20 protein-coding genes and 2 tRNA genes are annotated in these 22,952 nt (G+C 49.9%); 19 read left to right on the top strand and 3 right to left on the bottom strand.

Going from position 1 to position 22,952, the window contains the following annotated elements; all coding sequences use genetic code 11:
- Window positions 1–6 precede the first annotated feature (6 nt).
- Window positions 7–534 carry a phosphatase PAP2 family protein gene (locus GNP95_RS02855; protein WP_155609376.1) on the bottom strand — a complete coding sequence of 176 codons (528 nt, stop codon included), beginning with the start codon at window positions 532–534 and terminating at the stop codon, window positions 7–9.
- 562 nt (window positions 535–1,096) lie between these two features.
- Here GNP95_RS02855 and GNP95_RS02850 point away from each other — a divergent pair.
- From GNP95_RS02850 to GNP95_RS02830, 5 genes are all read left to right on the top strand, one after another.
- A complete protein-coding gene (locus tag GNP95_RS02850; protein WP_155609375.1) occupies window positions 1,097–2,335 on the top strand; it encodes a glycosyltransferase family 2 protein in 1,239 nt (412 codons plus the stop codon).
- A gap of 262 nt (window positions 2,336–2,597) precedes the next feature.
- The gene (gene infC / locus GNP95_RS02845; protein ID WP_155609374.1) at window positions 2,598–3,092 is read left to right on the top strand and encodes a translation initiation factor IF-3; all 495 of its coding nucleotides are present in this window, start codon (window positions 2,598–2,600) and stop codon (window positions 3,090–3,092) included.
- Window positions 3,093–3,165: 73 nt separating this feature from the next.
- The gene (gene rpmI / locus GNP95_RS02840) at window positions 3,166–3,366 is read left to right on the top strand and encodes a 50S ribosomal protein L35 (RefSeq protein ID WP_019639356.1); all 201 of its coding nucleotides are present in this window, start codon (window positions 3,166–3,168) and stop codon (window positions 3,364–3,366) included.
- A 30-nt stretch (window positions 3,367–3,396) separates the two neighbouring features.
- On the top strand, window positions 3,397–3,756 hold the full coding sequence (rplT, locus tag GNP95_RS02835; RefSeq protein WP_055109039.1) for a 50S ribosomal protein L20: 360 nt from the start codon (window positions 3,397–3,399) through the stop codon (window positions 3,754–3,756).
- A gap of 189 nt (window positions 3,757–3,945) precedes the next feature.
- Window positions 3,946–4,245 carry a hypothetical protein gene (locus tag GNP95_RS02830; protein ID WP_330163240.1) on the top strand — a complete coding sequence of 100 codons (300 nt, stop codon included), beginning with the start codon at window positions 3,946–3,948 and terminating at the stop codon, window positions 4,243–4,245.
- Between the two features lie 21 nt (window positions 4,246–4,266).
- Here GNP95_RS02830 and GNP95_RS02825 read toward each other — a convergent pair whose 3' ends face one another.
- Entirely contained in the window at window positions 4,267–4,722 is a 456-nt protein-coding gene (locus tag GNP95_RS02825; protein ID WP_155609373.1) for a GNAT family N-acetyltransferase, read from the bottom strand.
- A 686-nt stretch (window positions 4,723–5,408) separates the two neighbouring features.
- Between GNP95_RS02825 and ilvB the strand changes: the two genes are divergently transcribed.
- From ilvB to GNP95_RS02765, 12 genes are all read left to right on the top strand, one after another.
- Window positions 5,409–7,154, top strand: a complete 1,746-nt coding sequence (gene ilvB / locus GNP95_RS02820; protein WP_155609372.1) for a biosynthetic-type acetolactate synthase large subunit — start codon at window positions 5,409–5,411, stop codon at window positions 7,152–7,154.
- Window positions 7,154–7,648, top strand: a complete 495-nt coding sequence (gene ilvN, locus GNP95_RS02815) for an acetolactate synthase small subunit (RefSeq protein ID WP_196427049.1) — start codon at window positions 7,154–7,156, stop codon at window positions 7,646–7,648. The genes ilvB and ilvN overlap by 1 nt, the downstream gene beginning before the upstream one ends.
- Window positions 7,649–7,814: 166 nt before the next feature.
- Window positions 7,815–8,807: a ketol-acid reductoisomerase gene (gene ilvC / locus GNP95_RS02810; RefSeq protein WP_155609371.1), complete on the top strand. Its 993-nt coding sequence runs from the start codon at window positions 7,815–7,817 to the stop codon at window positions 8,805–8,807.
- A gap of 152 nt (window positions 8,808–8,959) precedes the next feature.
- Complete coding sequence (locus GNP95_RS02805; protein WP_155609370.1) at window positions 8,960–10,066, top strand: glycerol dehydrogenase; 1,107 nt, start codon at window positions 8,960–8,962, stop codon at window positions 10,064–10,066.
- Window positions 10,067–10,255: 189 nt separating this feature from the next.
- On the top strand, window positions 10,256–11,335 hold the full coding sequence (leuB, locus tag GNP95_RS02800; RefSeq protein WP_155609369.1) for a 3-isopropylmalate dehydrogenase: 1,080 nt from the start codon (window positions 10,256–10,258) through the stop codon (window positions 11,333–11,335).
- A 281-nt stretch (window positions 11,336–11,616) separates the two neighbouring features.
- Window positions 11,617–12,024 (top strand): hypothetical protein, encoded by a 408-nt coding sequence (locus tag GNP95_RS02795; protein ID WP_155609368.1) that lies wholly within the window; start codon window positions 11,617–11,619, stop codon window positions 12,022–12,024.
- Between the two features lie 289 nt (window positions 12,025–12,313).
- The gene (locus tag GNP95_RS02790) at window positions 12,314–13,435 is read left to right on the top strand and encodes an ATP-binding protein (RefSeq protein ID WP_155609367.1); all 1,122 of its coding nucleotides are present in this window, start codon (window positions 12,314–12,316) and stop codon (window positions 13,433–13,435) included.
- A gap of 430 nt (window positions 13,436–13,865) precedes the next feature.
- Window positions 13,866–14,825: an aldolase catalytic domain-containing protein gene (locus GNP95_RS02785; protein WP_155609366.1), complete on the top strand. Its 960-nt coding sequence runs from the start codon at window positions 13,866–13,868 to the stop codon at window positions 14,823–14,825.
- Window positions 14,826–15,001: 176 nt separating this feature from the next.
- Window positions 15,002–17,122: a putative bifunctional diguanylate cyclase/phosphodiesterase gene (locus GNP95_RS02780; protein ID WP_155609365.1), complete on the top strand. Its 2,121-nt coding sequence runs from the start codon at window positions 15,002–15,004 to the stop codon at window positions 17,120–17,122.
- Window positions 17,123–17,253: 131 nt separating this feature from the next.
- Window positions 17,254–17,330: transfer RNA gene (locus GNP95_RS02775), tRNA-Pro, on the top strand.
- Between the two features lie 69 nt (window positions 17,331–17,399).
- Window positions 17,400–17,473: transfer RNA gene (locus GNP95_RS02770), tRNA-Gly, on the top strand.
- A gap of 348 nt (window positions 17,474–17,821) precedes the next feature.
- Complete coding sequence (locus GNP95_RS02765) at window positions 17,822–18,535, top strand: general stress protein (protein ID WP_155609364.1); 714 nt, start codon at window positions 17,822–17,824, stop codon at window positions 18,533–18,535.
- Between the two features lie 84 nt (window positions 18,536–18,619).
- Here the strand turns inward: GNP95_RS02765 and GNP95_RS02760 are convergent, their stop codons facing one another.
- Window positions 18,620–18,844: a YwbE family protein gene (locus tag GNP95_RS02760; RefSeq protein ID WP_155609363.1), complete on the bottom strand. Its 225-nt coding sequence runs from the start codon at window positions 18,842–18,844 to the stop codon at window positions 18,620–18,622.
- A gap of 579 nt (window positions 18,845–19,423) precedes the next feature.
- Here GNP95_RS02760 and pheS point away from each other — a divergent pair.
- Both pheS and pheT read left to right on the top strand, forming a co-directional pair.
- Window positions 19,424–20,458, top strand: a complete 1,035-nt coding sequence (gene pheS, locus GNP95_RS02755; RefSeq protein ID WP_155609362.1) for a phenylalanine--tRNA ligase subunit alpha — start codon at window positions 19,424–19,426, stop codon at window positions 20,456–20,458.
- Window positions 20,459–20,485: 27 nt separating this feature from the next.
- Window positions 20,486–22,936 (top strand): phenylalanine--tRNA ligase subunit beta, encoded by a 2,451-nt coding sequence (gene pheT, locus GNP95_RS02750; RefSeq protein ID WP_155609361.1) that lies wholly within the window; start codon window positions 20,486–20,488, stop codon window positions 22,934–22,936.
- Window positions 22,937–22,952: the final 16 nt, after the last annotated feature.

The raw sequence follows: 22,952 nt of genomic DNA, 5'->3' as shown, positions 1-22,952 counted from the left end.
TCCCCTTTATGGCCATAATGCAACCGTGCCAAAGGCCGTTAGCGTGCCTACGGCGGCGCCTGCCAGCACGTCCGAAGGATAATGCAAGCCCAGATATATTCTTGATATTCCAACCAGCAGCGCGATCGGTCCCAATATAAATGCGAGGCTTGGCTCGGTCAGCATGAAGGGCATTGTAACGGAGAAGATGGCCGTTGTATGCCCGGATGGAAACGAGTGGTCCGTTAACGGATTGCGGAATGTTTTCGTACCCGGGAGGGTCAAATAAGGGCGAACCCGCGGGTAGGTCTTCTTGGCAAGCGCTACTGGAATATGGCTGGCAGCCAGCGCTACACAGGACTGAAGTCCTACAGTGCTCCAAGGCTTGGGCGCGAAGATCCACACGAGCAGCGAGGAGCTGATCGTAAACGTGGCTCCCCCCAGATGAGTCAGGTAATACAGCCAGAAATTTAGAAAGCTGCCGTGCAGGCGGCCATTAATTCCCATAAAAAGCTTTTGATCCAGTTGTTTTAACGTTTGAATAAATCGAGTCATTTGATCCCTCCGCGCGCAGCAAGGCATTTTCAGGTTAGACTAATCATATTTTTAATCCGTGATCATTTCAAGGATGGAGGCCTTTTTTTTTGTCTAATCTGATTTACCCGATTTTGACTTTGCCGCTATCCAGCTTATACAATGATTCAAATCATAGCAAAAAAGTTTAAAGTAAAATGAGCAATTTAGTAAACTTTTATGCTTGATTTTTCGTCTATGTTTACAAAGGGCTATATATTCAAGCTGCTTACGCTCATTTTCATGAGGTGCAGATGAAATAAAAAACGCCAAAATTGATGAAAATAAGAAATAACCGCACTCATGTGCAGGTAGCGGGAGAGTCCTATGCGATTATACGGCGACTTTGCAGGTATTTCGTGAAGGATGCCGCGAGATTAGCTTTGACAAATGATGAAAAGTCATGGAAAATCGTAATGCGCTGCAGAAGAATTAAAATTTTTACCAGAAACGGTGGCGCAGGGTCATGGTTTAGAGAAAATTAAAAAAACCCGATTAGAGAAAAAAAAGCAAATTCAAAAGGGGTAAGGGGGTATGCGAAATCATGATGGACACCATTTTGATATCGTTGCAAATCGTACTGGCCATTGTAGGGGTGTATCAATTTGGCTTGGCATTGTTCGGGATGTACAAGAAAAAGAAAAAGGTACATTTCCCGCCGACGAAGTCTTTTGCGGTGCTTGTCGCAGCGCATAACGAGGAGACTGTAGTCGGGGCCTTGATGGAAAATTTGAAGCAGTTGAACTATCCGAAAGAGCTTTATGATGTGTTTGTCATTTGCGATAACTGTACCGACAGAACGGTAGATATCGTGCGCAGCCACGGCATGACTGCTTGCGTCCGCACCAACGAGAATCTGCGGGGCAAGGGCTATGCGATCGAGTGGATGCTGAAGCAGCTTTGGAAAATGCCGCGCCAATACGATGCGGTCGTCATGTTCGACGCCGATAACCTGGCGCATCCTGATTTCCTTAGCGAAATGAATAATGATCTGTGCTCCGGCGCCCGCGTCATTCAAGGGTATATCGATACGAAGAATCCGGAGGATTCCTGGATTACCGCCGCTTACGGCATTTCTTACTGGTACTGCAACCGGTTGTGGCAGCTGTCGCGGCACAATTTGGGCCTGGCCAACTTCCTCGGCGGAACGGGCATGTGCTTTGAGACCGAACTCCTTAAGGAAATCGGGTGGGGAGCAACGAGCCTTGTCGAGGACCTCGAGTTCACAATGCGCTGCGTCGAAAAGGGAGTACATCCCGTGTTCAATTACGACGCGAAGCTGTTTGACGAGAAGCCGCTGACCTTTAAGGCGTCTGCGCGCCAGCGCCTGCGCTGGATGCAGGGGCACTTTACGGTGGCCCGCCGCTACTTCTTCCCGCTTCTCTGGCAGAGTATCAAGGAACGGAGTATGGTGAAGCTGGACATGGCTCTTTACGGTGTGAACGTATATATCGTGCTGCTCACGTTCCTGCTAACCGCTTTGATATGGGTCGACCAATCGTTCTTTAACGGTCCGAATTTCGCTACGTTGTACGGATACCTGCCGTTATGGGTGTCGTTCATCGCGATTGCGGCCAACGTGTTTATTTTTCTGGCGGCAATGGTACTGGAGGAGGTCAAGTCGAAGAAGGTATATGCTTATCTCGTCTTATTCCCGCTGTATCTGATTTCGTGGTGGCCGATTACTTTCTATGCGTTCTTTACGCAGAACAATAAGCAGTGGAGCCATACCGAGCATACACGTGTCGTTCGGTTGGAGGAAGTTCAAAGCAAGCAAGGATAATGCTTGACTATTGTTTGATCGTGTGGTAAATTATTTGAGCATGGAACAAATAAATGGATTGTAAGTAGAGGCGCTGTCTTCTCACCTGACCGATGATGTCGGCTGGTTTTGATCCGATGATTTATGAATGTTTATATTCATGATGACTTGATGATCAATTTGGGATGCAGGCGATGCCTGCATCCCTTTTTAATTTTTACAATTGAGGTTGCAGCAGACCGAAAATTCTAAATGGAGGTGTAGAATTATCAGTAAAGAACATTTGATCAATGATGAGATACGGGCGAAAGAAGTCCGTTTGGTAGGCGCTGAAGGTGAACAAATCGGCATCAAGCCGATCCGTGAGGCACTGCAAATGGCCATCGATCTGAATCTGGATTTGGTGAACGTGGCGCCGACGGCTAAGCCGCCGGTATGCCGGATTATGGATTACGGCAAATTCCGTTACGAGCAGCAGAAGAAAGAGAAGGAAGCCCGTAAGAATCAAAAGACAGTGGATATCAAGGAAGTATGGTTCCGCGCGAACATCGAGGAGCATGACTTCCAGACCAAACTCCGCAATGTGATCAAATTTTTGAAGGATGGCGACAAAGTGAAATGCTCGGTGCGTTTCCGTGGCCGCGAAATTACGCATGCTGATATCGGGAAGAAAATTCTGGACCGCGTCAAAGAAGAGGTTGCGGACATTTCCTCGATCGAGCGGATTCCCAAGCTGGAAGGCCGCAGCATGATTATGATTTTGGCACCGAAAAACTAAGAGCCGCTTGCGTAAGCCCGCTCGCCGGAAGCTTTCGCGAAGCTGTGCCCACAAACTTTGAGGGGGAAGTACAATGCCTAAAATGAAAACCCACAGCAGCCTGAAAGGCCGCTTCAAAATTACAGGATCGGGTAAAGTTAGACGTTACAAAGCGAACCGCAACCACCTGCTGTCCCACAAGTCGAACCGTCGTAAACGCGTTCTGGCGAACAGCCCTGTAGCTTACGCTGGGGACGTTAGACGTTTGAAACAGCAACTTGCAAATCTGAAGTAATTCACTTAAATTTCTGGGAGGTTTATTGATATGGCAAGAGTAAAAGGCGGATTCGTTGTTCGTCGTCGTCATAAAAAAGTATTGAAGCTTGCTAAAGGTTACTTTGGCTCGAAACACCGCATTTTCAAAACAGCTAACGAGCAGGTTATGAAATCCCTGCTGTATGCATACCGTGACCGTCGCACGAAAAAACGCGATTTCCGCAGATTGTGGATCGTTCGTATTAATGCTGCAGCTCGTCTGAACGGACTGACTTACAGCAAATTGATGCACGGCTTGAAACTGGCTGAGGTGAACATCAACCGTAAAATGCTGGCTGACCTCGCCGTTAATGATCTGAACGCATTTAACTCTTTGGCTGCAGTGGCTAAAGAGAAAATCAACGCGTAATTATTGCGCTAACACACAAACAGGCGCCCCTTTGGGGTGCCTGTTTTTTTGTGCTTGCAGCGGCCAGAAGCGGGTCGGCAGGGGGCGAAGAATGTTTTTTTCCGTGCAAGGCGATGGTGGAAGCGAATAGAGCGTCCGGTGAATACACTGGCATGAAGCAAGCTAATTTTATTCAAGGAGGAGAATGTAGTGAATAAACCGGTTACGCGTAAAGAAGCCGCAAAATATGTTGGCAAAAATATAACCGCCGTAAAAAAAGATGGAACCATCATTACGGGAAAATTGGTCAAAATTAGCGGGAACCGCTTGATCGTGCGTCAGCCAGGCAAAAAGGTAAAGACGAAGGCGATCCTTCCGCTCGCTTTATTTGACCTGCTCGCCATCGGAACGTCACCTTTCGCCTTTGGTGGCTATGGTTTCGGCGGATATCCTTACGGCTACGGAGGATTCGGAGGATACGGTTACGGTTACCCTTACGGCTTTTTCTAAAGCCTTACAGGGAGCTAGAGCTTAAAGCCGCAGCAGCAGCCTTTTTTCCAGCTCAAAGCATCGCGAAACAGGGATATATCTTATGGTTTCATAGCCGGACTTTTGGTAAAACAGGTGGGCCCGGGTATTCTCCTGGTCCACCAGAACTTTTGCCGTGGTGCAGCCTCTGGAACCGGCTAAGTTTTCGGCATGCGCCATCAGGGTTTTGCCGTGGCGTTTTCGCTGATGCTGGGAGGCTACGGCCATCATATCGATGTATAGCAGATCCCCATGGATCATGAAATGGATAAAAGCGACGGGATCAGCCTCATAATAAGGGGAAGCAACAAGCGTAATCCCTTGAGTGAGCCGTCTGGGAATATCCCGAATTGCTTTTTCCAACTCTGGCCGGGACATGCTCGAATGAGGGACAAGCTCCTTTTTGACAAGATTGATAATGACGGGATCATCCTGCTTGGGTCTTCTATAACGAATCATTCGCCAGCACTCCTCCTTGAGCTGATTGAAGGGCATTTTAATATATCATATGAAGCAGCGGGGCAAATGGTTTCCTGACACGAAATGAGACGAAGTTGAAAGTTGAAGGAGGTTAATTGCTTTTGAGGAGGAATATGGAAAAGGATGGCCTTGGTAAAAGGCGGAAAGCAAAAACCTTTTATCCCTGCAATTCAGCAGTGTAATGAGGTGTTTCGGGCCAGTGTCTGAAAACATATGGCAAAAGGGTATTGACTCTATGCGCGAACTAATCATATAATGTGTCTAAACATTTTTTAACGTTCATAGCTTATCGGCGATGAAGAGGACGAAGGTTTAAGGGCTCTTTGCTCAGAGAGTGGATGGATTTGCTGAGACCACCCACCAATATCCCTTAGATGCGAGCTCACCTCGGAGCTGTTTTCCTGAAAAGCGAAGCTGCGGATACGATGATAAATCCGTTTCGAGCCTATTAGGGAAAATCGTCAGGCCTGCGTTAAAGGCCACGAGTAAGGAAATTGCTGTCCCTACTCGTCAAGGCTCGGTGCTGTGAGGTACCGGGTAAAAATGGGTGGTACCACGGAAGCGATAACCTTTCGTCCCTCGGAACAGGAGACTGTTCTGGCGGGCGGAAGGTTTTTTTGTTGTATTTCTTTAGAAATACTTAAATTTTGGAAGGAGGATGACTGATGAGCGCGCAAATACCAGCAGTGCGGTCTACAGAACAATTACGTGAGAAATGGATGAAACCTGAAGTCATTACGGGATCAGAAATATTGCTACGGAGCTTGGTGCTAGAAGGTGTCGAATGCGTCTTCGGTTACCCGGGCGGGGCCGTGTTGTATATCTACGATGCGTTGTATGGCTTCAAAGATTTCCATCACTTGCTGACAAGACACGAGCAGGGAGCGATTCATGCGGCTGACGGCTATGCACGGGCAAGCGGCAAGGTAGGTGTATGTATCGCAACTTCGGGACCGGGGGCGACGAACACAGTCACCGGGATCGCGACGGCTTTTATGGACTCGGTTCCTCTCGTTGTCATTACCGGAAACGTCGTATCCAGCCTGATCGGAACGGATGCCTTCCAGGAAGCAGATATTACCGGCATCACGATGCCGATTACGAAGCATAGCTACTTGGTTCGCAGTGTAGAAGAGCTGCCGCGAGTCATTCACGAGGCGTTCCACATTGCCAATACAGGACGCAAAGGTCCGGTATTGATCGACATTCCGAAGGACGTATCCGCAGACAAGACCTTGTTTGAACCGGTACAAAGCATTAACCTTCGCGGCTACAACCCTAAGGTCGTACCGAACCATCATCAACTGGAGAAGGTAGCGGCAGCGATCAAGGAAGCAGAGCGTCCGGTCATTCTTGCCGGCGGCGGGGTTGTCTACTCCGGGGGACATGAGGAACTGCTTGAGTTCGTAACCCGGACGGAAATTCCGATCACAACTACGCTTCTGGGCCTTGGCGCATTTCCAAGCGGCAATCCGCTGTGGATGGGGATGCCGGGAATGCACGGTACGTACACGGCTAACCAAGCCATTCAGAATGCCGATTTGCTGATCAATATCGGGGCCCGGTTCGATGATCGCGTTACCGGACGGCTTGACGGATTTGCTCCTCATGCTAAAGTAGTACACATCGATATCGATCCTGCGGAAATCGGCAAGAACGTTAAGACGGAAATACCGGTCGTCGGGGATGTGAAGACAGTGCTCGAGCTCCTCAACCCGTTAGTGAGCCGCAGCGACAAAGCGGATGCCTGGAGAAGCCAGATCAGCCAGTGGATGGCTGACAAGCCATACAAGTACAAGGATTCCGATACGGAGCTTAAGCCGCAATGGGTCATCGAGCTGCTGAACGATACGACAAAGGGCGAAGCGATTGTAACGACGGATGTCGGCCAGCATCAGATGTGGGCTGCACAGTACTACAAGTTCAACCAGCCGCGCTCATGGATTACCTCCGGCGGACTCGGCACAATGGGCTTTGGATTCCCGTCAGCGATCGGTGCGCAAATGGCTCATCCAGACCGGCTCGTTATTTCGATTAACGGTGACGGCGGCATGCAGATGTGCGCGCAAGAGCTTGCGATCTGCGCCATCAACAACATTCCGGTCAAGGTTGTCGTGATCAACAACCAGGTGCTTGGCATGGTTCGTCAGTGGCAAGAGCTCATTTACGAGAATCGTTACAGCCATATCGATCTGGCCGGCAGCCCGGATTTTGTAAAATTGGCAGAGGCATACGGCGTTAAAGGATTGCGGGCTTCGAACAAGGAAGAAGCCAAGCAAGCCTGGAAGGAAGCGATGGAGACGCCGGGACCTGTGCTGGTGGAATTCGTGGTCAGCAAAGAGGAAAACGTGTATCCGATGGTTACCCAGGGTTCCACCATTGATCAAATGCTGATGGGGGACTGTGAATAATGACGACGACAATGACAAGCCATACGATAGCCGTATTAGTGAATGATCAGCCAGGAGTCCTGCAGCGCGTTTCCGGCCTGTTCGGCCGGCGCGGGTTTAATATCGAGAGCATCACTGTGGGCCAGTCCGAGGAAGAAGGATTGTCCAGGATGGTCATCGTGACCCAAGGCGACGACAAAACGCTGGAACAAATTGAGAAACAATTGTATAAACTCATCGATGTTATTAAAGTGGTTAACCTTAGCTCTAAGCCAATGGTTGCCCGTGAGTTGGCACTGATCAAAGTGAAATCGGAGCCGGCGGAGCGTCCGGAAATCATGGGCGTAGTCGAAACCTTTCGCGCCGCTGTTGTCGATATCGGGACAAACAGCATGATCGTCCAGGTCGTCGGCGATACGGAGAAGATTGATGCGATGATCGAGCTGCTCCATCCCTACGGTATTCGCGAGCTGTCTCGTACAGGAGTCACCGCGATGATTCGCGGCAACGCATAAGACGAGTTTTACCATCATTTCCTACGGTGAGCGGGTGCTTGAGGGGATCTCCCGGCAAGAACGGGACGGCATGGTCCTTTGAAGCACCCGCTCATCAAGGGGATAGAATCTAATATAAGGGAGTCCGCCAATGGCGGCCCCGTAAATTTTAGGAGGGCTATAACAAATGGCAGTTACTTTGTACTATGAAAAAGATGCAGAGCTTAGCGTATTGAAAGGAAAAACGATCGCGATCATCGGCTACGGAAGCCAAGGTCATGCTCACGCACAAAACCTGCGTGATAGCGGACTGAACGTAGTAATCGGTCTGCGCGAAGGCAAATCCTTCGACAAAGCCAAAGAAGACGGCTTCGAAGTATTGTCCGTTGCTGAAGCGACAAGCCGTGCTGACGTTGTGCAAATCCTGATGCCAGACGAGACTCAAGCTTCGGTATACCATAACGAAATTGCTCCTAACTTGAAAAAAGGCGCTGCGCTACTCTTTGCTCACGGCTTCAACGTTCATTTCGGACAAATCGTGCCTTCCAAAGACAACGACGTGCTTCTGGTTGCTCCTAAGTCGCCAGGCCACATGGTTCGCCGTACGTATGTTGAAGGCTTCGGCGTTCCTGGCTTGATCGCTATCCACCAAGATGCGACTGGCAAAGCCAAAGAAATCGGCCTGGCTTATGCTAAAGGCATCGGTTGTACTCGTGCAGGGGTTATCGAGACTTCCTTCCGCGAAGAGACAGAAACGGATCTGTTCGGTGAACAAGCTGTTCTGTGCGGCGGCGTAAGCGCCCTGATCAAAGCGGGTTTCGAAACGTTGACAGAAGCTGGCTATGCTCCGGAGATGGCCTACTTCGAGTGCTTGCATGAGCTGAAATTGATTGTTGACCTGATCTATGAAGGCGGTCTTGCGACAATGCGCGATTCCATCTCCAACACTGCGGAATACGGCGACTACGTTACAGGACCTCGCATCGTAACCGAAGAAACGAAGAAAGCGATGAAAGAAGTGCTGTCCGACATCCAGCAAGGTAAATTCGCGCGCGACTTCATCCTGGAGAACCAATCCAACCGTGCCTTCTTGACGGCTACCCGCCGCAATGAAGCCAGCCATCCGATCGAAGTGGTGGGTGAAGAGCTTCGCGGTCTGATGCACTGGATCAAGAAGTAATTATTCATACTTACAAATCAAGCCGTGGAGATTACTCCGCGGCTTTTTTGCGCCCGCCGGATCATATCGCGCTTATGTGTTTAAATCCAGTCGGATTAGCTTATCTTAAAGGGGAACGGAGCAAAAATTTTACCAAAGGAGATCAAACCAGCATGAAGAACAACGTTAAATCGATTACCTCCCCTAAGAAATACATTACCGGAAAAGGACTTCTTGCGAGCTTTAATGAATACATGCAGTTCTTCGGCGACAGCGCCTATATCGTTTGCGATGAGTTCATTCTAGAGCGCGCCCGGAAGGAGGCCGGGAAATCCATCGAGGAGGGCGGCAATAAAGCTGTATTTGAAAAATTCAACTATGAATGCACGAAGGAAGAAATCAACCGCCACCGCGAGCTGGCCCGCAAAGCAGGAGCGAACATCATCGTTGGAATCGGCGGCGGCAAGACGCTCGATACCGCCAAGGCGACGGCGTATTATGAGAAGCTGCCGGTCGTTATTTTCCCTACGATCGCCTCTACCGATGCTCCATGCACTGCACTTGCGGTCATATACAAGAAGGATGGCTCCTTCGACGAGTATCTGTTCCTGCCAAGTAACCCGGACATCGTGTTGGCAGATACCGGAATATTGGCCGCGGCTCCGCCGCGTTTTTTTGCGGCTGGCATCGGCGATGCTTTGGCGACGTATTTCGAAGCCCGGGCCTGCTATCAGTCATTTGGCGACAACTTGGCGTTGATGAAGCCGTCGACGACAGGACTCGGATTAGCACGGTTATGTTACGAGACACTGATCGAAAATGCGGTAAAGGCTCAGCGCGCTGTAGAGCAGGGAGTAGCGACCAAGGCCGTCGAGGATACAATCGAGGCAACGATTTACCTGAGCGGCGTCGGCGCCGAGTCGGGCGGTTTGGCCGCTGCCCATGCGATTCATAACGGCATGACCGCCGTTCCGTCGCTTCATAAGGCGCAGCATGGGGAGAAGGTTACCTTTGGGCTGCTTGCCCAGCTTGTGCTGGAAAATGCTCCAAAGGAGGAGCTGGAGACAGTAATCGGCATCGTGAAAGGGGTCGGCCTTCCTCTAACCTTAAAGGATCTCGGCGTAACCAAATTCGTCGAGGAGGAATGGCGCCAAGTGGCCGAGGCGGCCTGTGCGGAAGGCGATACGATGGGAAATATGCCATTTCCGGTCACCCCGGATGACGTGTATAGTGCCATTGTGGCGGCCAATGCGATTGCAGAATCGTATCGCAACGAGTAATCCACTGTCATGACGTCTATGATATTTTCAGGGATAATCCGCTATAGGCGGATATAATCCCTTTTGCGTTATAGTTAAAACCTATAGCATTAATAGATTCTATATCTTTGTTTATCCTTACCCGTTATGTTACAACTAGAAGAAGAGTATTGTTCGAAGAGTATAGTGATGAAGAGGGAGTTGTAAGTCATGACAGAAGTGAAGAAAATTGCGGTTATCGCTGGAGATGGAATCGGCCCTGAGGTTGTAGCTGAAGCAGAAAAAGTCCTCAAGCGTACGGAGGAAGTGTTCGGATACCGTTTTGAGACGGAGCATGCTTTGTTTGGAGGCATTGCAATCGATGAGAAAGGCACTCCGCTGCCGCAGGAAACCTTGGAAATTTGTCAGCGTGCCGACGCTGTTCTGCTTGGGGCAGTTGGCGGTCCAAAATGGGACAACAATCCGAAGGAGCTTCGTCCGGAGACAGGGCTGCTGGGCATCCGTAAAGCGTTGGGGTTGTTCTCGAACCTACGTCCGGCAGTTGTGTTCGATTGCCTGAAGGATGCTTCCACATTGAAACCGGAAGTGCTTGAAGGAACCGATTTGATGGTTGTTCGCGAACTGACAGGCGGTATTTATTTCGGTGAGAAATTCCGCCGCGAAACCGAGAACGGGCAGGAAGCTGTGGACACTTGCGCATACAATGTAAACGAAGTGGAGCGCATCGTGCGCCAGGCGTTCGAGATTGCCCAGAAGCGCCGCAAGAAACTGGCTTCTGTCGATAAGGCCAACGTTCTGGAAACTTCACGTCTCTGGCGCGAAGTCGTCAACCGGGTTGCTCCCGAATATCCGGATGTCGAACTGGAACATGTGCTTGTAGACAATTGCGCGATGCAGCTGCTGCGCCGTCCAGCCAGCTTCGACGTTATTGTTACGGAGAACATGTTCGGCGATATTCTTAGCGATGAAGCAGCGATGCTGACAGGTTCGATCGGTATGCTCTCGTCCGCATCCCTTGGGGAAGGCAGCTTCGGTCTGTATGAGCCTGTTCACGGTTCTGCGCCTGACATTGCCGGACAGAACCTGGCGAACCCGATCGCGACGATTTTGTCCGTCGCTCTGATGTTCCGCCTGACCTTTGGTTACGCCGATGCTGCAGATGCCATCGAGGCAGCCGTAGCTGAAGTATTGGACGCGGGTCACCGTACCGGGGATATTGCGGTCGACAAGAGCAAAGCCATCGGCACGAAAGAAATGGGCGACCTGATTGTAGCGGCTATCCGCAAATAAGGTTCTAAGTTTATAACAGGATGCCCTAGGCATCCGAAGTGGACTGGAACGAGGCGATAATAACTTGAGCTTATGAACGGAATAATGATGTCCCCTGTCTGGCGGTTTGACCAGAGGCAGGGGGCTTTTTTTCCCTCATATATAGTGGGGAAATTTAGTTCTTTAAGCTCAAAAATCGCAAAAAGAGTGTATAATTACAATGATTCGAAGGAATCTAAAGCAGCGGTCACGAATAAATTAAAGGAAATACCGAAGTCTAAATCGGGAAAGGGTGATGGGGAATGAGTTTTTGCTGTGGAGCCAGTATGGTCGGGACTAAGGGGACGTTGAAGCATTATCGTACACAGGTTCATAATGTTCCCCTGCTGCTTTGTCCGGTATGCCATCGGGTGGAAGTTCATTATAAAGTAGAGCATGAATATGAGATACTGGCGGAATATGCGCATGGTGACGGCGTTTCGGAAATCGACTTCGGGGATTTTATTATGGAGGACGAGGAGACGATTTTTGGCAATTGCGTCAACGTTGAGGATGAGGATCCTCTGGATATCGTGCAGAGTCAAATTGATATGGCGCTGGATCTGCTTGCGGTCGCCAAAGGCATTCAGGACGCGAAATGGGAAAGTGAGTTGAAGAAGCGTCTCGCCGTCATGAGCCGCCGTAAAGCACGGCTGCAATACAATAAATAGGACGATAGTATGAAGTGGCCCCCAAGCGGGCTGCTTCATTTTTTTATCCATCTTTTTTCGACAGTATCTCTGATTGACGTTAAATAAAAATGTTTACTATGATAAGAGTGATTAAAATTCTCTATTTAGGGTAATAACATTTGATATTTGTCTGACTATAAATGGGAGAATCTAATCGGTTCTTTGTCTTAGGGAGCCCGATGTTTGAAATGGTAAGGTTGCAGCGTGGAGTAGGGTTGAATGTTGTCGGATTGGCAGGGATACCATTGTGGGAAAAGGGGGAATCAACTTGTTAAGTGAGTTCCAAGAAACTTTGCTGCAGTCTGTCAAGGCATTTCAATCGACGCAGCTTGTCAAGAACAAGTATGAGAATGTCCTAGAAAATCTCGATAGTGGGATTATACTGTTTGATAGCGAAGGCGTATTAACTTTTATTAATGTGCAAATGGCCAAGCTTATGGAGATCCCACGCCAGTCGCTTATCGGCTGCAACTTGCTGCAAATGCTGCGTCACCCTCACCTTAGTCGTTTCAAGAAGCGAAGAATATTACGAATATATAGAGAAGCTATTTTTCATCGCAAAAAATATCATGAGCTCATTGACGAATACGGTCGTCATTGGCTGATCACGATTACTTACGGGGATCAGATGGATGGAGATTATTTGCTCAGCGTAAAGGATGTATCGGATTACAAGCAGATCGAGCAGACGGCTTACCAGAACGACAAGCTCGCTATGCTCGGTAAAATCTCCGCGGCGATCGCCCATGAAATTCGCAATCCCTTGACCGCAATCCGTGGATTCATTCAGCTATTACGTCCGCATTTGATTCAGCTTGGCCGCGATGAGTATGCGCGAATCATTTTGACGGAAATCGATCGGGCTAATGACATTATCCATGAATTTCTGAACTCTTCCAAACCGTCTGCTCCCCAGAAAAGCGTCATCAGCGTTTCTTCTTTGCTGAAGGAAGTCGTTCTGCTGACAGAGAGCGAGGCACTGATGAAAGGGTGCGAAATCCATTTGCAGGTCATGGATGGAGAATTATACGTATCTATTGACGTTAAGCAGATCAAGCAGGTTCTGCTCAACATCATCAAGAATGCGATGGATGCGATTGAGGAAGTAAGCGATGCAGAATATACCGGAACTATACATCTAGATGCGAAGCTGGTAGATAAGTACGTCCATATTTCAATACAGGATAACGGGAATGGCATGGACAAGGGGTTATTAAGCCGATTGTTCGATCCGTTCTTTACGACGAAAGAGAAGGGAACCGGTCTTGGGTTATCCGTCAGCTACCGGATCATCAGAAATCATAAAGGCAATATTTCTGTCGATAGTATGAAAGGGATTGGGACTGTTTTTGTGATAGCGCTTCCAATTGTGTCGAATAAAGTCGTTTAACCTTAAGAGAACTCCGTTAAGTATGAGCATAACCGAATATTAGTTAGAGCTGGAGGAAGGTGCTGAGGCATTATTGCAGCCTGCTGAACGGGAGTTTTTCTGGGAGCAGGAGGCGCAGGCGCCTTTTTTGCTTTTTTAATAATTAATACTAGGAAGACGGTTATGATGTCAAACATGGAAGTGAATCAGTCCCGCTGACCCCTAGGCCAGGTGCTCACATATTCATTAGAAGAGGTAGCTTACAAATAAGGAAGTTCCCGCGTTGGGATTGCCCGTCAGATTGATAACCAGTCTCAATTAGATACAAAAATAATAGGTCATGTGAAATTTATCATCCCTGTGATAAAGTTCATGACAATAATTACTTTACTTTTTGAATTCTATTAAAGTAAGATGGATAGTAAAACATACGACGAAGGGAATCGGTAACATGAAAGTGAATCAGAGCAAGATTGTAGATTGCACCATTCGCGACGGCGGATTAGTCAACAACTGGGATTTCAGTGTGGAGTTTGTGCAGAAGCTGTATGCCGGACTTAATGAAGCTGGCGTTGATTATATGGAAATCGGATATAAAAACTCTCCAAAGCTCTTGAAGGGGGCCGATGATGCAGGTCCTTGGCGCTTCCTAGACGATGAATTTTTGCGTACAGTAATCCCGCAAAAGGGTCATACTAAGCTTTCCGCGCTTGTAGATATTGGCCGCGTTGACGAGAATGATATTTTGCCGCGCAGCGAGAGCCTTCTCGACCTCATTCGCGTGGCGTGTTATGTTAAGGACGTAGATAAAGCTTTGCAGCTTGTTCAAGTATTCCATGACCGCGGATATGAGACAACGATTAATATCATGGCGCTGTCCAATGTGATGGAGCACGAGCTGCTCGAAGCGTTTGAAATGATCAAGGAGAGCGTCGTAGACGTAGTTTACATTGTAGACTCCTACGGCAGCCTGGATTATAAAGACATGGAGCACTTGGTGAACAAATTTAAGACGCATTTGCCCAATAAGCGGCTTGGGGTCCATACGCATAACAATATGCAGCTTGCATTCTCTAATACGCTGGTCGCTGCGGACCTGGGCGTAGAGCTGCTGGATGCTTCTGTATACGGCATGGGCCGCGCGGCGGGCAACTGCCCTACGGAGCTGCTCGTTACTCATTTGAAAAATACAAAATACAATCTTCGCCCTGTACTTGGGGTGTTGGAAGAACTGATGATTCCGCTTCGCGAGAAGGAAGAGTGGGGTTACCTTATCCCTTACATGATCACGGGAACTCTGGATGAGCATCCGCGTTCGGCCATGGCTTTGCGCGCTTCGGCTGACAAGGATAAAGCGGTGGAATTCTACGATAAGCTGACGACGCCTGAAGTGAGCTTTGAGAAAAAGTAATGTAATGTTAGCGTCATGGTGACACAAACCATGGCGCTTTTTTTTGCTAAAGAAGCAGGAAAATAAACGAAAAATGTTGAAATATTAATAGCTGCAAACCATCGGGATAATACCTAGTTTCGTTAAGCGCAACATGACTGGGCACCGCATTTTACCATTTCCGGGGGTTGAATATTATGGAAATCAGGAAAGAAGAGAAGTCTACGATCATTCAGGGCTCGCTCGGTTTGCTGGCGATGCTGGGTGTTGTATATCTTTCAACAGCCATTGATACTCCTGTTATCTCTGCTTCGGCCCGTCTGGCGATGTATTTGCTCGCAGGGCTGATGTATGGAGCGGTTGCCTTCGCAGTCTTTGCACAGGGCTGGATGCTATTTACGGACAAACTGTCCAGACAGCGTCTTTATTCTGCCGTGTTGTTTTTCATCGTCGGTATATTGGATGTGCTTCATATCGCCACTTTCGTCGGCGTTTCTTTGTTTGGTTTTATGCCTGGATATACGCTCTCCGCGTGGTTCATGTTATTATCCCATTTGCTCGGGGCGGTAGGGATGCTGTTTATTTTCAGTGTGCCGGACAAGCAAGTATCCATGCGCCATAAAGCGGCTGCTTTTTCAGGAGCTTCAGTCTTACTGCTGGTAGGTATCGTACTGCTGTACAAATACCAGTTTCAGCTTCCCCAGCTTCTTGGGAATCAGGCTCCCGGCACAACGAAGCAGGCGGTCTGGATTGTCGTGCCCTTTCTATATACGCTCGGAATATTCGCAATATTGTACCGGTACCGGAAGGAGCGTCCGCCAGCGGCATTAACAGTCGTCTGTGCGCTTTTATTTATGATGATCGGGCATATATTATTGACGGCAGCGGATCCCTCCGATATTGGCATTGCGCATGTTGCCGGGGAATGGTTTACGGCTATTTCCTATTATTATGTGCTAAAAGGGGTCTACCGCCTAACGATTGAGGAGCCGTTTCGCGGCCAACAGCTTGCGGAGGCTCAAATGATGCATATGGCCTATCACGATGATTTGACGAATCTGCCTAATCTTCGAAGGCTAAAGGAACGGCTGGCCGGCCATCTGGTCCCAGAAGGCAGGACGGGGCTTTACACGGGAGTGGCCGTCCTGAACATCAATCGCTTCAAGGCGATTAATGATGCTTTCGGATATCGTGCGGGCGACAAGCTGCTAACTGATTTAGGAGCACGGGTGAGCCGGCGCTGTTTACCGGAGGAGGGCGTCTACCGTATGGGAGAAGACGAATTCGCGGTCACGATCCCGGAATATTCGGATCCGCGTGCGATTGAGATCAGGGCATTGCAGTTGCTTAAATCGATTCACCCTGCGGTAACGATTGAAAATACCGAGTATCATATTTCCTTGAGCATGGGGCTCTCCATATATCCCCTTGACGGCCAAAACGTAGAGCAAATCATTCAAAATGCCGATATGGCTGTACATAATGGCAAGGAACAGGGACTGGAATTCGTCCGCTATACGCCTGCGATCAAGAATCAGACCCAATCCCGAATAGAGCTGGAGAACGATATGCGTAAAGGCTTGGAGCGGGAGGAATTTTTCCTGGAATTTCAGCCTCAGGTCAGCCTCGACAGCGGCCGGGTAGTTGGCGTGGAGGCCCTGGTGCGCTGGAACCATCCGCGCCGGGGAGTGCTTTCGCCGGGCGAGTTCATTCCGGTCGCTGAAGACAGCGGACTGATTGTTCCACTGGGGGAATGGGTGCTGCGTACCGCCTGCAGCTATAACAAGAAGTGGCAGGACGATGGTTATACCCCGATATGCGTGTCCGTCAACTTATCCATGCGGCAATTCCGCCAGCACAATTTGGCCGATAAGGTCGATTGCATTTTGCAGGAGGTCGGCCTGGAAGCAAAATATTTGGAGCTGGAGGTAACGGAAAGCATGACATTCGACATCGACACGGCTTTTGAGCAGCTTCAGAGGTTGAAGCGGCTAGGTGTTCACATTAGCATCGACGATTTCGGCACGGGCTACAGCTCTCTTTACTATTTGAAGACGCTGCCGATCGACCGTCTCAAAATTGATCGTTCCTTCGTCAAGGAGGTTATGTTGGACGGAAGCGGAGCGGCTATCGTCTCCACGATTGCGATGATGGCCCATCATCTGCAGCTGAAAGTCACAGCTGAAGGGGTCGAGAACGAGGAACAGCTTGAATTTCTCAAGCTTCAGAATTGCCATGAGGGGCAAGGTTATTTGTTCAGCAAGCCGGTGCCTGCAGGGTTGTTTGAGCGCCGTTTCCTCACCCGTATCGCCGGATAGGGCAATCCTCAATGTTATAACAAAGTTATACAGGTGCGCGGGCCAATTGTAATAAATTAGCTGTTGCATTGATGGAACAGAAGTGGTATATTTATTTTTGTCTTCACGAGCAGCTTGCTCGATTGAAGCCTCGGGACGTAGCTCAGCTTGGTAGAGCACCTGGTTTGGGACCAGGGGGTCGCATGTTCAAATCGTGTCGTCCCGACCATAATATAGTAGCCCTTGCAGAAGCAATCAGTTTTTACTGAAACTTATCTTCACTTTTGTGGGTAGAGCTGCGGGTGTAGTTCAATGGTAGAACTCCAGCCTTCCAAGCTGGTAGCGTGGGTTCGATTCCCATCACCCGCTCCATAATGCAATTGATAAACTGCCTATTGGCAGTTTTTTTGATTTGGCGGGTAGGGAAGAGAACCCGCAAAGGGGTTCGACCGTCCGTGAAAGCATCTCGATAAATTCCCGAAAGGACGCGCGTCAGCCATAACCTCTAATCGCGAGCCGAGGGATCGCATTTTAATCAAGTGGCTGAGTATTCCCATCACCCGCTCTATAAACAAATGACAAACTGCCTAGTAGGCAGTTTTTTTATTTTACTGGGGGCGGGGAAGAAAACCCGCCTGCTTTCTGCGTTTAGATGTCGGCATAATGGTTAATTATCCAGTGTAGCGTATTTGATCAGACATTCCTGAGGAGGTATGCGGTATGATGCACAAAATTGTAGGCGTCTTTGCTTCGGAACAGGATGCAACAAATGCAATAGAGGATCTGAAACGATACGGCTTTTCAACCGATGACATTTCTGTGGTTGGACGGAACAAAGACAACATGGATGCCATGCGCGAGGAGACGGGAACGAAAGCGCCGGAAGGCGTCGCTTCGGGAGCGGCTGCCGGAGGCCTCGTAGGCGGCCTTACAGGACTGCTGGCAGGGCTGGGAGCGCTGGCGATACCAGGGATCGGCCCGATCGTTGCAGCCGGCCCTATTGCAGCTACACTTACGGGTGCGGCGGTTGGCGCGGGAGCAGGAGGACTGGTCGGAGGATTAATTGGCTTAGGCATCCCCGAAACTGAAGCCAAGGAATACAGCAGTCACGTAGAGCATGGTAGAATTCTAGTCATCGTGGACGGGAATGATGCTCAAAGAAACGATATATATCAGATTTTCCGCAATAACCAGGCCATGAATTCCCGGAACTTCGGACTAACCGGCGTTCATCCTGCGAATTCCACCATGCCTAGAGAGACTGAAGCGCCAAGCACTGGAACGGGAATGGAGACGAGAGAAACAGCGGGAACTTTCTATCAAGAAATTCCGCCGGAGAACGGAGAGCAAGCCCTGAGGGAACGGGATGAAGATGGGGAGCAGACGAATTATCGCAGAACAAGAGATATAGGGAAGGATCGCAGAACTTGGTAACGTAATTTCTGAAATGTTAGAAAATACAGAAGAAGGACGGGCAGCGCTTGCTGCCCGTTCTGTTTTGGTTATAGAATCCCGAATTTATTCTGTCGTCTGTATTTCGTTATTGGAGTCGGCTATAATCGTTTTAACGCGGCCTACCTGGCCATCCTGCAGGCGAACTTTGACTCCATGGGGATGGTTCGGCGAGTTGGTCAGGATGTCCTTGACGATCCCGCGGGTCAGCCGGCCGGTGGCCTGATCTTTTTTGAGAACGATATCAACGGTAAGGCCAGGTTTAATATTGCTGCGGAGGTTGCCGTTCATTTTGTCAGCTCCTTGAACATTAGGTCAGTGTATTTAATTTAACATAATTACGGGATATGATAAAATAAAGCATGGTCAAAGACTCCAGCCTTGCTATCGCTGCGAACTTTTCATATAATAACAGATAAGCCATCGCCTTAGGGCTATGAATGACGAGGCGATAATTAAAATAAATGCAATGATGGAGAAGAGTAAGCAGAAGCCTCCTAACAGGGAAGAGCCGCCGTAGATTGAGAGCGTCTCTAGGGAAACAGACTGCCGAAGTTCGCTCCTGAGCAGTTCCTTGAACCCGCATGCAGCAATGTTTTGGGCAGCGATAAGTAGGGGATACCGGCCGCGATCCGTTATGTCGTTCGAGTGAGAGTCAACTGGCAGGTAAGCGTTTGTCCTGAATTGCGGCAATGCTTTGCGAGGCAAGTATGTGCAAATCCTGCTTATGCTCTAACAAGGGTGGTACCACGGTCTTTTCGTCCCTTTCAGGGAGAGAAGGCCTTTTTTTGTTGGATATCAGCGGTTTGTCTGCTGAGAATGTACGTCGATAGACGTTTTTCTTTTATTCAATACTAAGGAGGATTATCCATGAAAGAACGTTTGGAAGCACTCAAACATGAAGCTGTGGCTCAATTGAATGCCGTGGCTGATGCAGCTCAATTAAACGACCTTCGGGTCAAATATTTGGGCAAGAAGGGTGCATTGACTGAAATTTTGCGGGGCATGGGCGCGTTGAGCGCGGAGGAACGTCCCGTCATCGGGCAGGTAGCGAATGAAGTCCGCTCGGCGATCGAAGAGCTGGTGGAAGAGAAGCAGCAGTATTTCCAAAGACGCGAGACGGAAGAGCGTCTTGCAGCGGAGAAAGTAGACGTCACCTTGCCTGGCCGCCCATTAAAGCAGGGAGGCATCCATCCGCTCAACCAGGTTATCCAGGATATCGAGGATATATTTATCGGGATGGGTTATCGCATTGCGGAAGGTCCAGAGGTTGAGACGGACTACTATAACTTTGAGGCGCTGAATCTGCCCAAGAATCACCCAGCTCGTGACATGCAGGACTCATTCTATTTGACCGAAGATTTGCTGATGCGCACGCAGACTTCTCCGGTTCAGGTTCGGACGATGGAAGCGATGAAGGGAGAGGTCCCTGTCAAGGTGATCTGCCCGGGGCGCGTGTACCGGCGCGATGATGACGATGCTACGCATTCGTTCCAGTTCCACCAGATCGAAGGGCTCGTGATCGGCAAAAACATCCGGATGAGCGATTTGAAGGGCACCTTGCTCCAATTTACGCGCGAGATGTTCGGGCCGAACACGCAAATCCGGCTGCGGCCAAGCTTTTTCCCGTTCACCGAGCCTAGCGTCGAAGTGGACGTTACCTGCGTCAAGTGCGGCGGAAACGGCTGCCGGGTATGTAAACAGACCGGATGGCTGGAGATTTTGGGCAGCGGAATGGTACATCCTCGCGTTCTGGAAATGAGCGGCTACGATCCGGAGCAATACAGCGGTTTTGCCTTCGGGATGGGTGTAGAACGGATTGCGATGCTTAAATATGGCGTAGACGATATTCGTCATTTCTTTAATAATGATTTGCGCTTCTTGGGGCAGTTCGCCCGAATTTAAACCTGTATAAGAAAGAAGGGAACTGGCATGAAAGTATCAACCGGATGGTTGTCGGAATATGTATCACTGGAGCAAGTCAACATCGAGGATTTGGCGGAGCAAATTACCCGCTCCGGCATTGAGATCGATGCAATTGAGGACCGGAACAAGGGAGTTACGAAAGTAGTTGCCGGTTATGTAAAAAGCAAGGAGAAGCATCCTGATGCGGACAAGCTGAACGTATGTATCGTCGATGCCGGCCAGGAGGAAGACCTGCAGATCGTCTGCGGTGCCAAAAACGTGGATGCCGGCCAAATGGTGCCTGTCGCGCTCGTCGGCGCCAAGCTGCCGGGCGGACTGGACATCAAGAAGGCCAAGCTGCGGGGCGTGCTCTCCCAAGGGATGATCTGCTCGGCCAAAGAGCTTGGCCTGAATGACAAGCTGCTGCCGAAGGAGCAGCAGGAGGGCATTCTCGTACTGCCGGAGAGCACCGAAATCGGTACACCGATCTCGCAGCTGCTCGGGCTTGACGATAAAGTGCTTGATTTCGATCTTACGCCGAACAGATCGGACTGCCTGAGCATGCTCGGAGCAGCCTATGAGGTGGCGGCGATTCTTGGCAGGGACGTGAAACTGCCGGAGCCGGACAAGAACCTGATCGAGGCAGGAGAGCCTGCCAAGGAACGGATTTCTGTCAAAATCGATGCGAAAGGGCTGTGCAGCCGCTATGCCGTCAGATATATTTCCGGAGTGACGATCGGCTCCTCCCCGCAATGGATGCAAAATCGTCTGATGGCAGCGGGCATCCGTCCGATCAATAACATTGTGGACATTACGAATTACGTCATGCTGGAATACGGCCAGCCGCTGCATGCTTTTGACGCGGATACCCTTCAAGGCGGCGTAATCGGGGTACGCGAAGCGAAAGCAGGCGAGAAACTGGTCACGCTGGATGGCCAGGAGAGGGAACTGGAAGCGGGCGCCTTGTTGATCGTCGACGGCGAAGATCAGCCAGTCGGCCTCGCCGGAGTCATGGGCGGTCTTCATACCGAGGTTACAGAGAACACGGTAAATATCGTTCTCGAATCGGCTAAATTCGATGGGGGCTCCGTACGCAAAACATCGCGTAAACTGGGAATGCGTTCAGAGGCTTCGCTGCGATTCGAGAAGGAGGTCGATCCCGCTGCGGTGCTGCCTGCTCTGAATCGGGCTGCTGAATTGATGGCGCTCTATGCCGGGGGCAAGGTGCACCAGGGAATCGTTGAATCCGTTGTGACAGAGGCGGAGGACAAGATCATTCGTCTCTCTTTGGAGAAATTAAACGCGTATTTGGGAACGGATATTTCCACGCTGGAGACCAAGGCGATTTTTGCAAGACTGCACTTCGAGTGCGGGGATTCAGCGGATAATGTGCTGGAGGTTCGCGTGCCGACACGCCGCGGCGATATTACGCGTGACGTGGATCTCATTGAGGAGGTAGCGCGCCTGTATGGCTACGACAACATCCCGACGACAGCAATCGAAGGGCCAACGACGGCAGGCGGATATACGAAACCGCAGGCGCTTCGCCGCGCTTTAAGAGGTTTGCTCGTACACGGAGGCTTGCAGGAGGTTATGGGATACTCCTTCATCCATGAAGGTTTTGGCCCGCAGTTTCCTAAGCTGGGGGCAGGCGGAAAGGAAGTCAAGCTGGCGATGCCGATGAGCGAGGATCGCAGCGTGCTCCGCATGAGCCTCATTCCAGGCCTTATTCAGATTGCCGCCTACAACCGTAATCGCAAGCAGGACAATCTGGCCTTGTTCGAGATGGGCAGCGTCTTCCTGACGGACGAGGAGAAATTAACGAAGCAGCCTGGGGAGATTCCTGTGCTGGGCTTACTGCTTGCAGGGGATCGCGAAGAGAAGCGTTGGAACGCAAATCCGGAGAAGGTCGATTTCTTCGATCTGAAGGGTGTGCTGGAGAGCATTTTCGCATATCTTGGAATCAGCGATCTTGTCAGCTACGAAGCGAATGCGCCGGAAGGCTTCCATCCTGGACGGTCGGCTTCCGTCTATTTAAATGCGCCTGCAGGCAAACAACATCTCGGCTCGCTTGGTCAGCTTCATCCTGAACTGCAGCGTGAGCACGATCTTGAGGATACTTATGTTGCGGAGCTGCTTCTGGAGCCGGTATACCAGTATGCGGGGGATACTGCCATATACCGCGAGCTGCCTAGATTCCCTTCCATGCAGCGCGACATTGCCGTTGTCGTGGATGCGGACGTAGAGGCGGGAGCTCTTCTGGCTGCTATTCGGAATACGGCTGGAGAACTGCTGGAAGAACTGAATGTATTTGACGTCTATACGGGCAGTAAACTTGGTGAGAACAAGAAGAGCGTCGCCTTGTCTTTGGTATACCGCCACAAAGAGCGCACACTGACCGATGAGGAGATCGCTGCCGTTCATGGCCAAGTCGTGTCGGTGCTTGAGCAAACTTTTGCAGCTGAATTAAGAAAATAGCAGGAATTGAACAGAG

The sequence above is a fragment of the Paenibacillus woosongensis genome, from assembly GCF_009725165.1.
GTDB lineage: Bacteria > Bacillota > Bacilli > Paenibacillales > Paenibacillaceae > Fontibacillus > Fontibacillus woosongensis.
The sequence above is the reverse complement of the archived record's forward strand: the minus strand, read 5'-3'. Positions and strand labels throughout refer to the sequence as shown.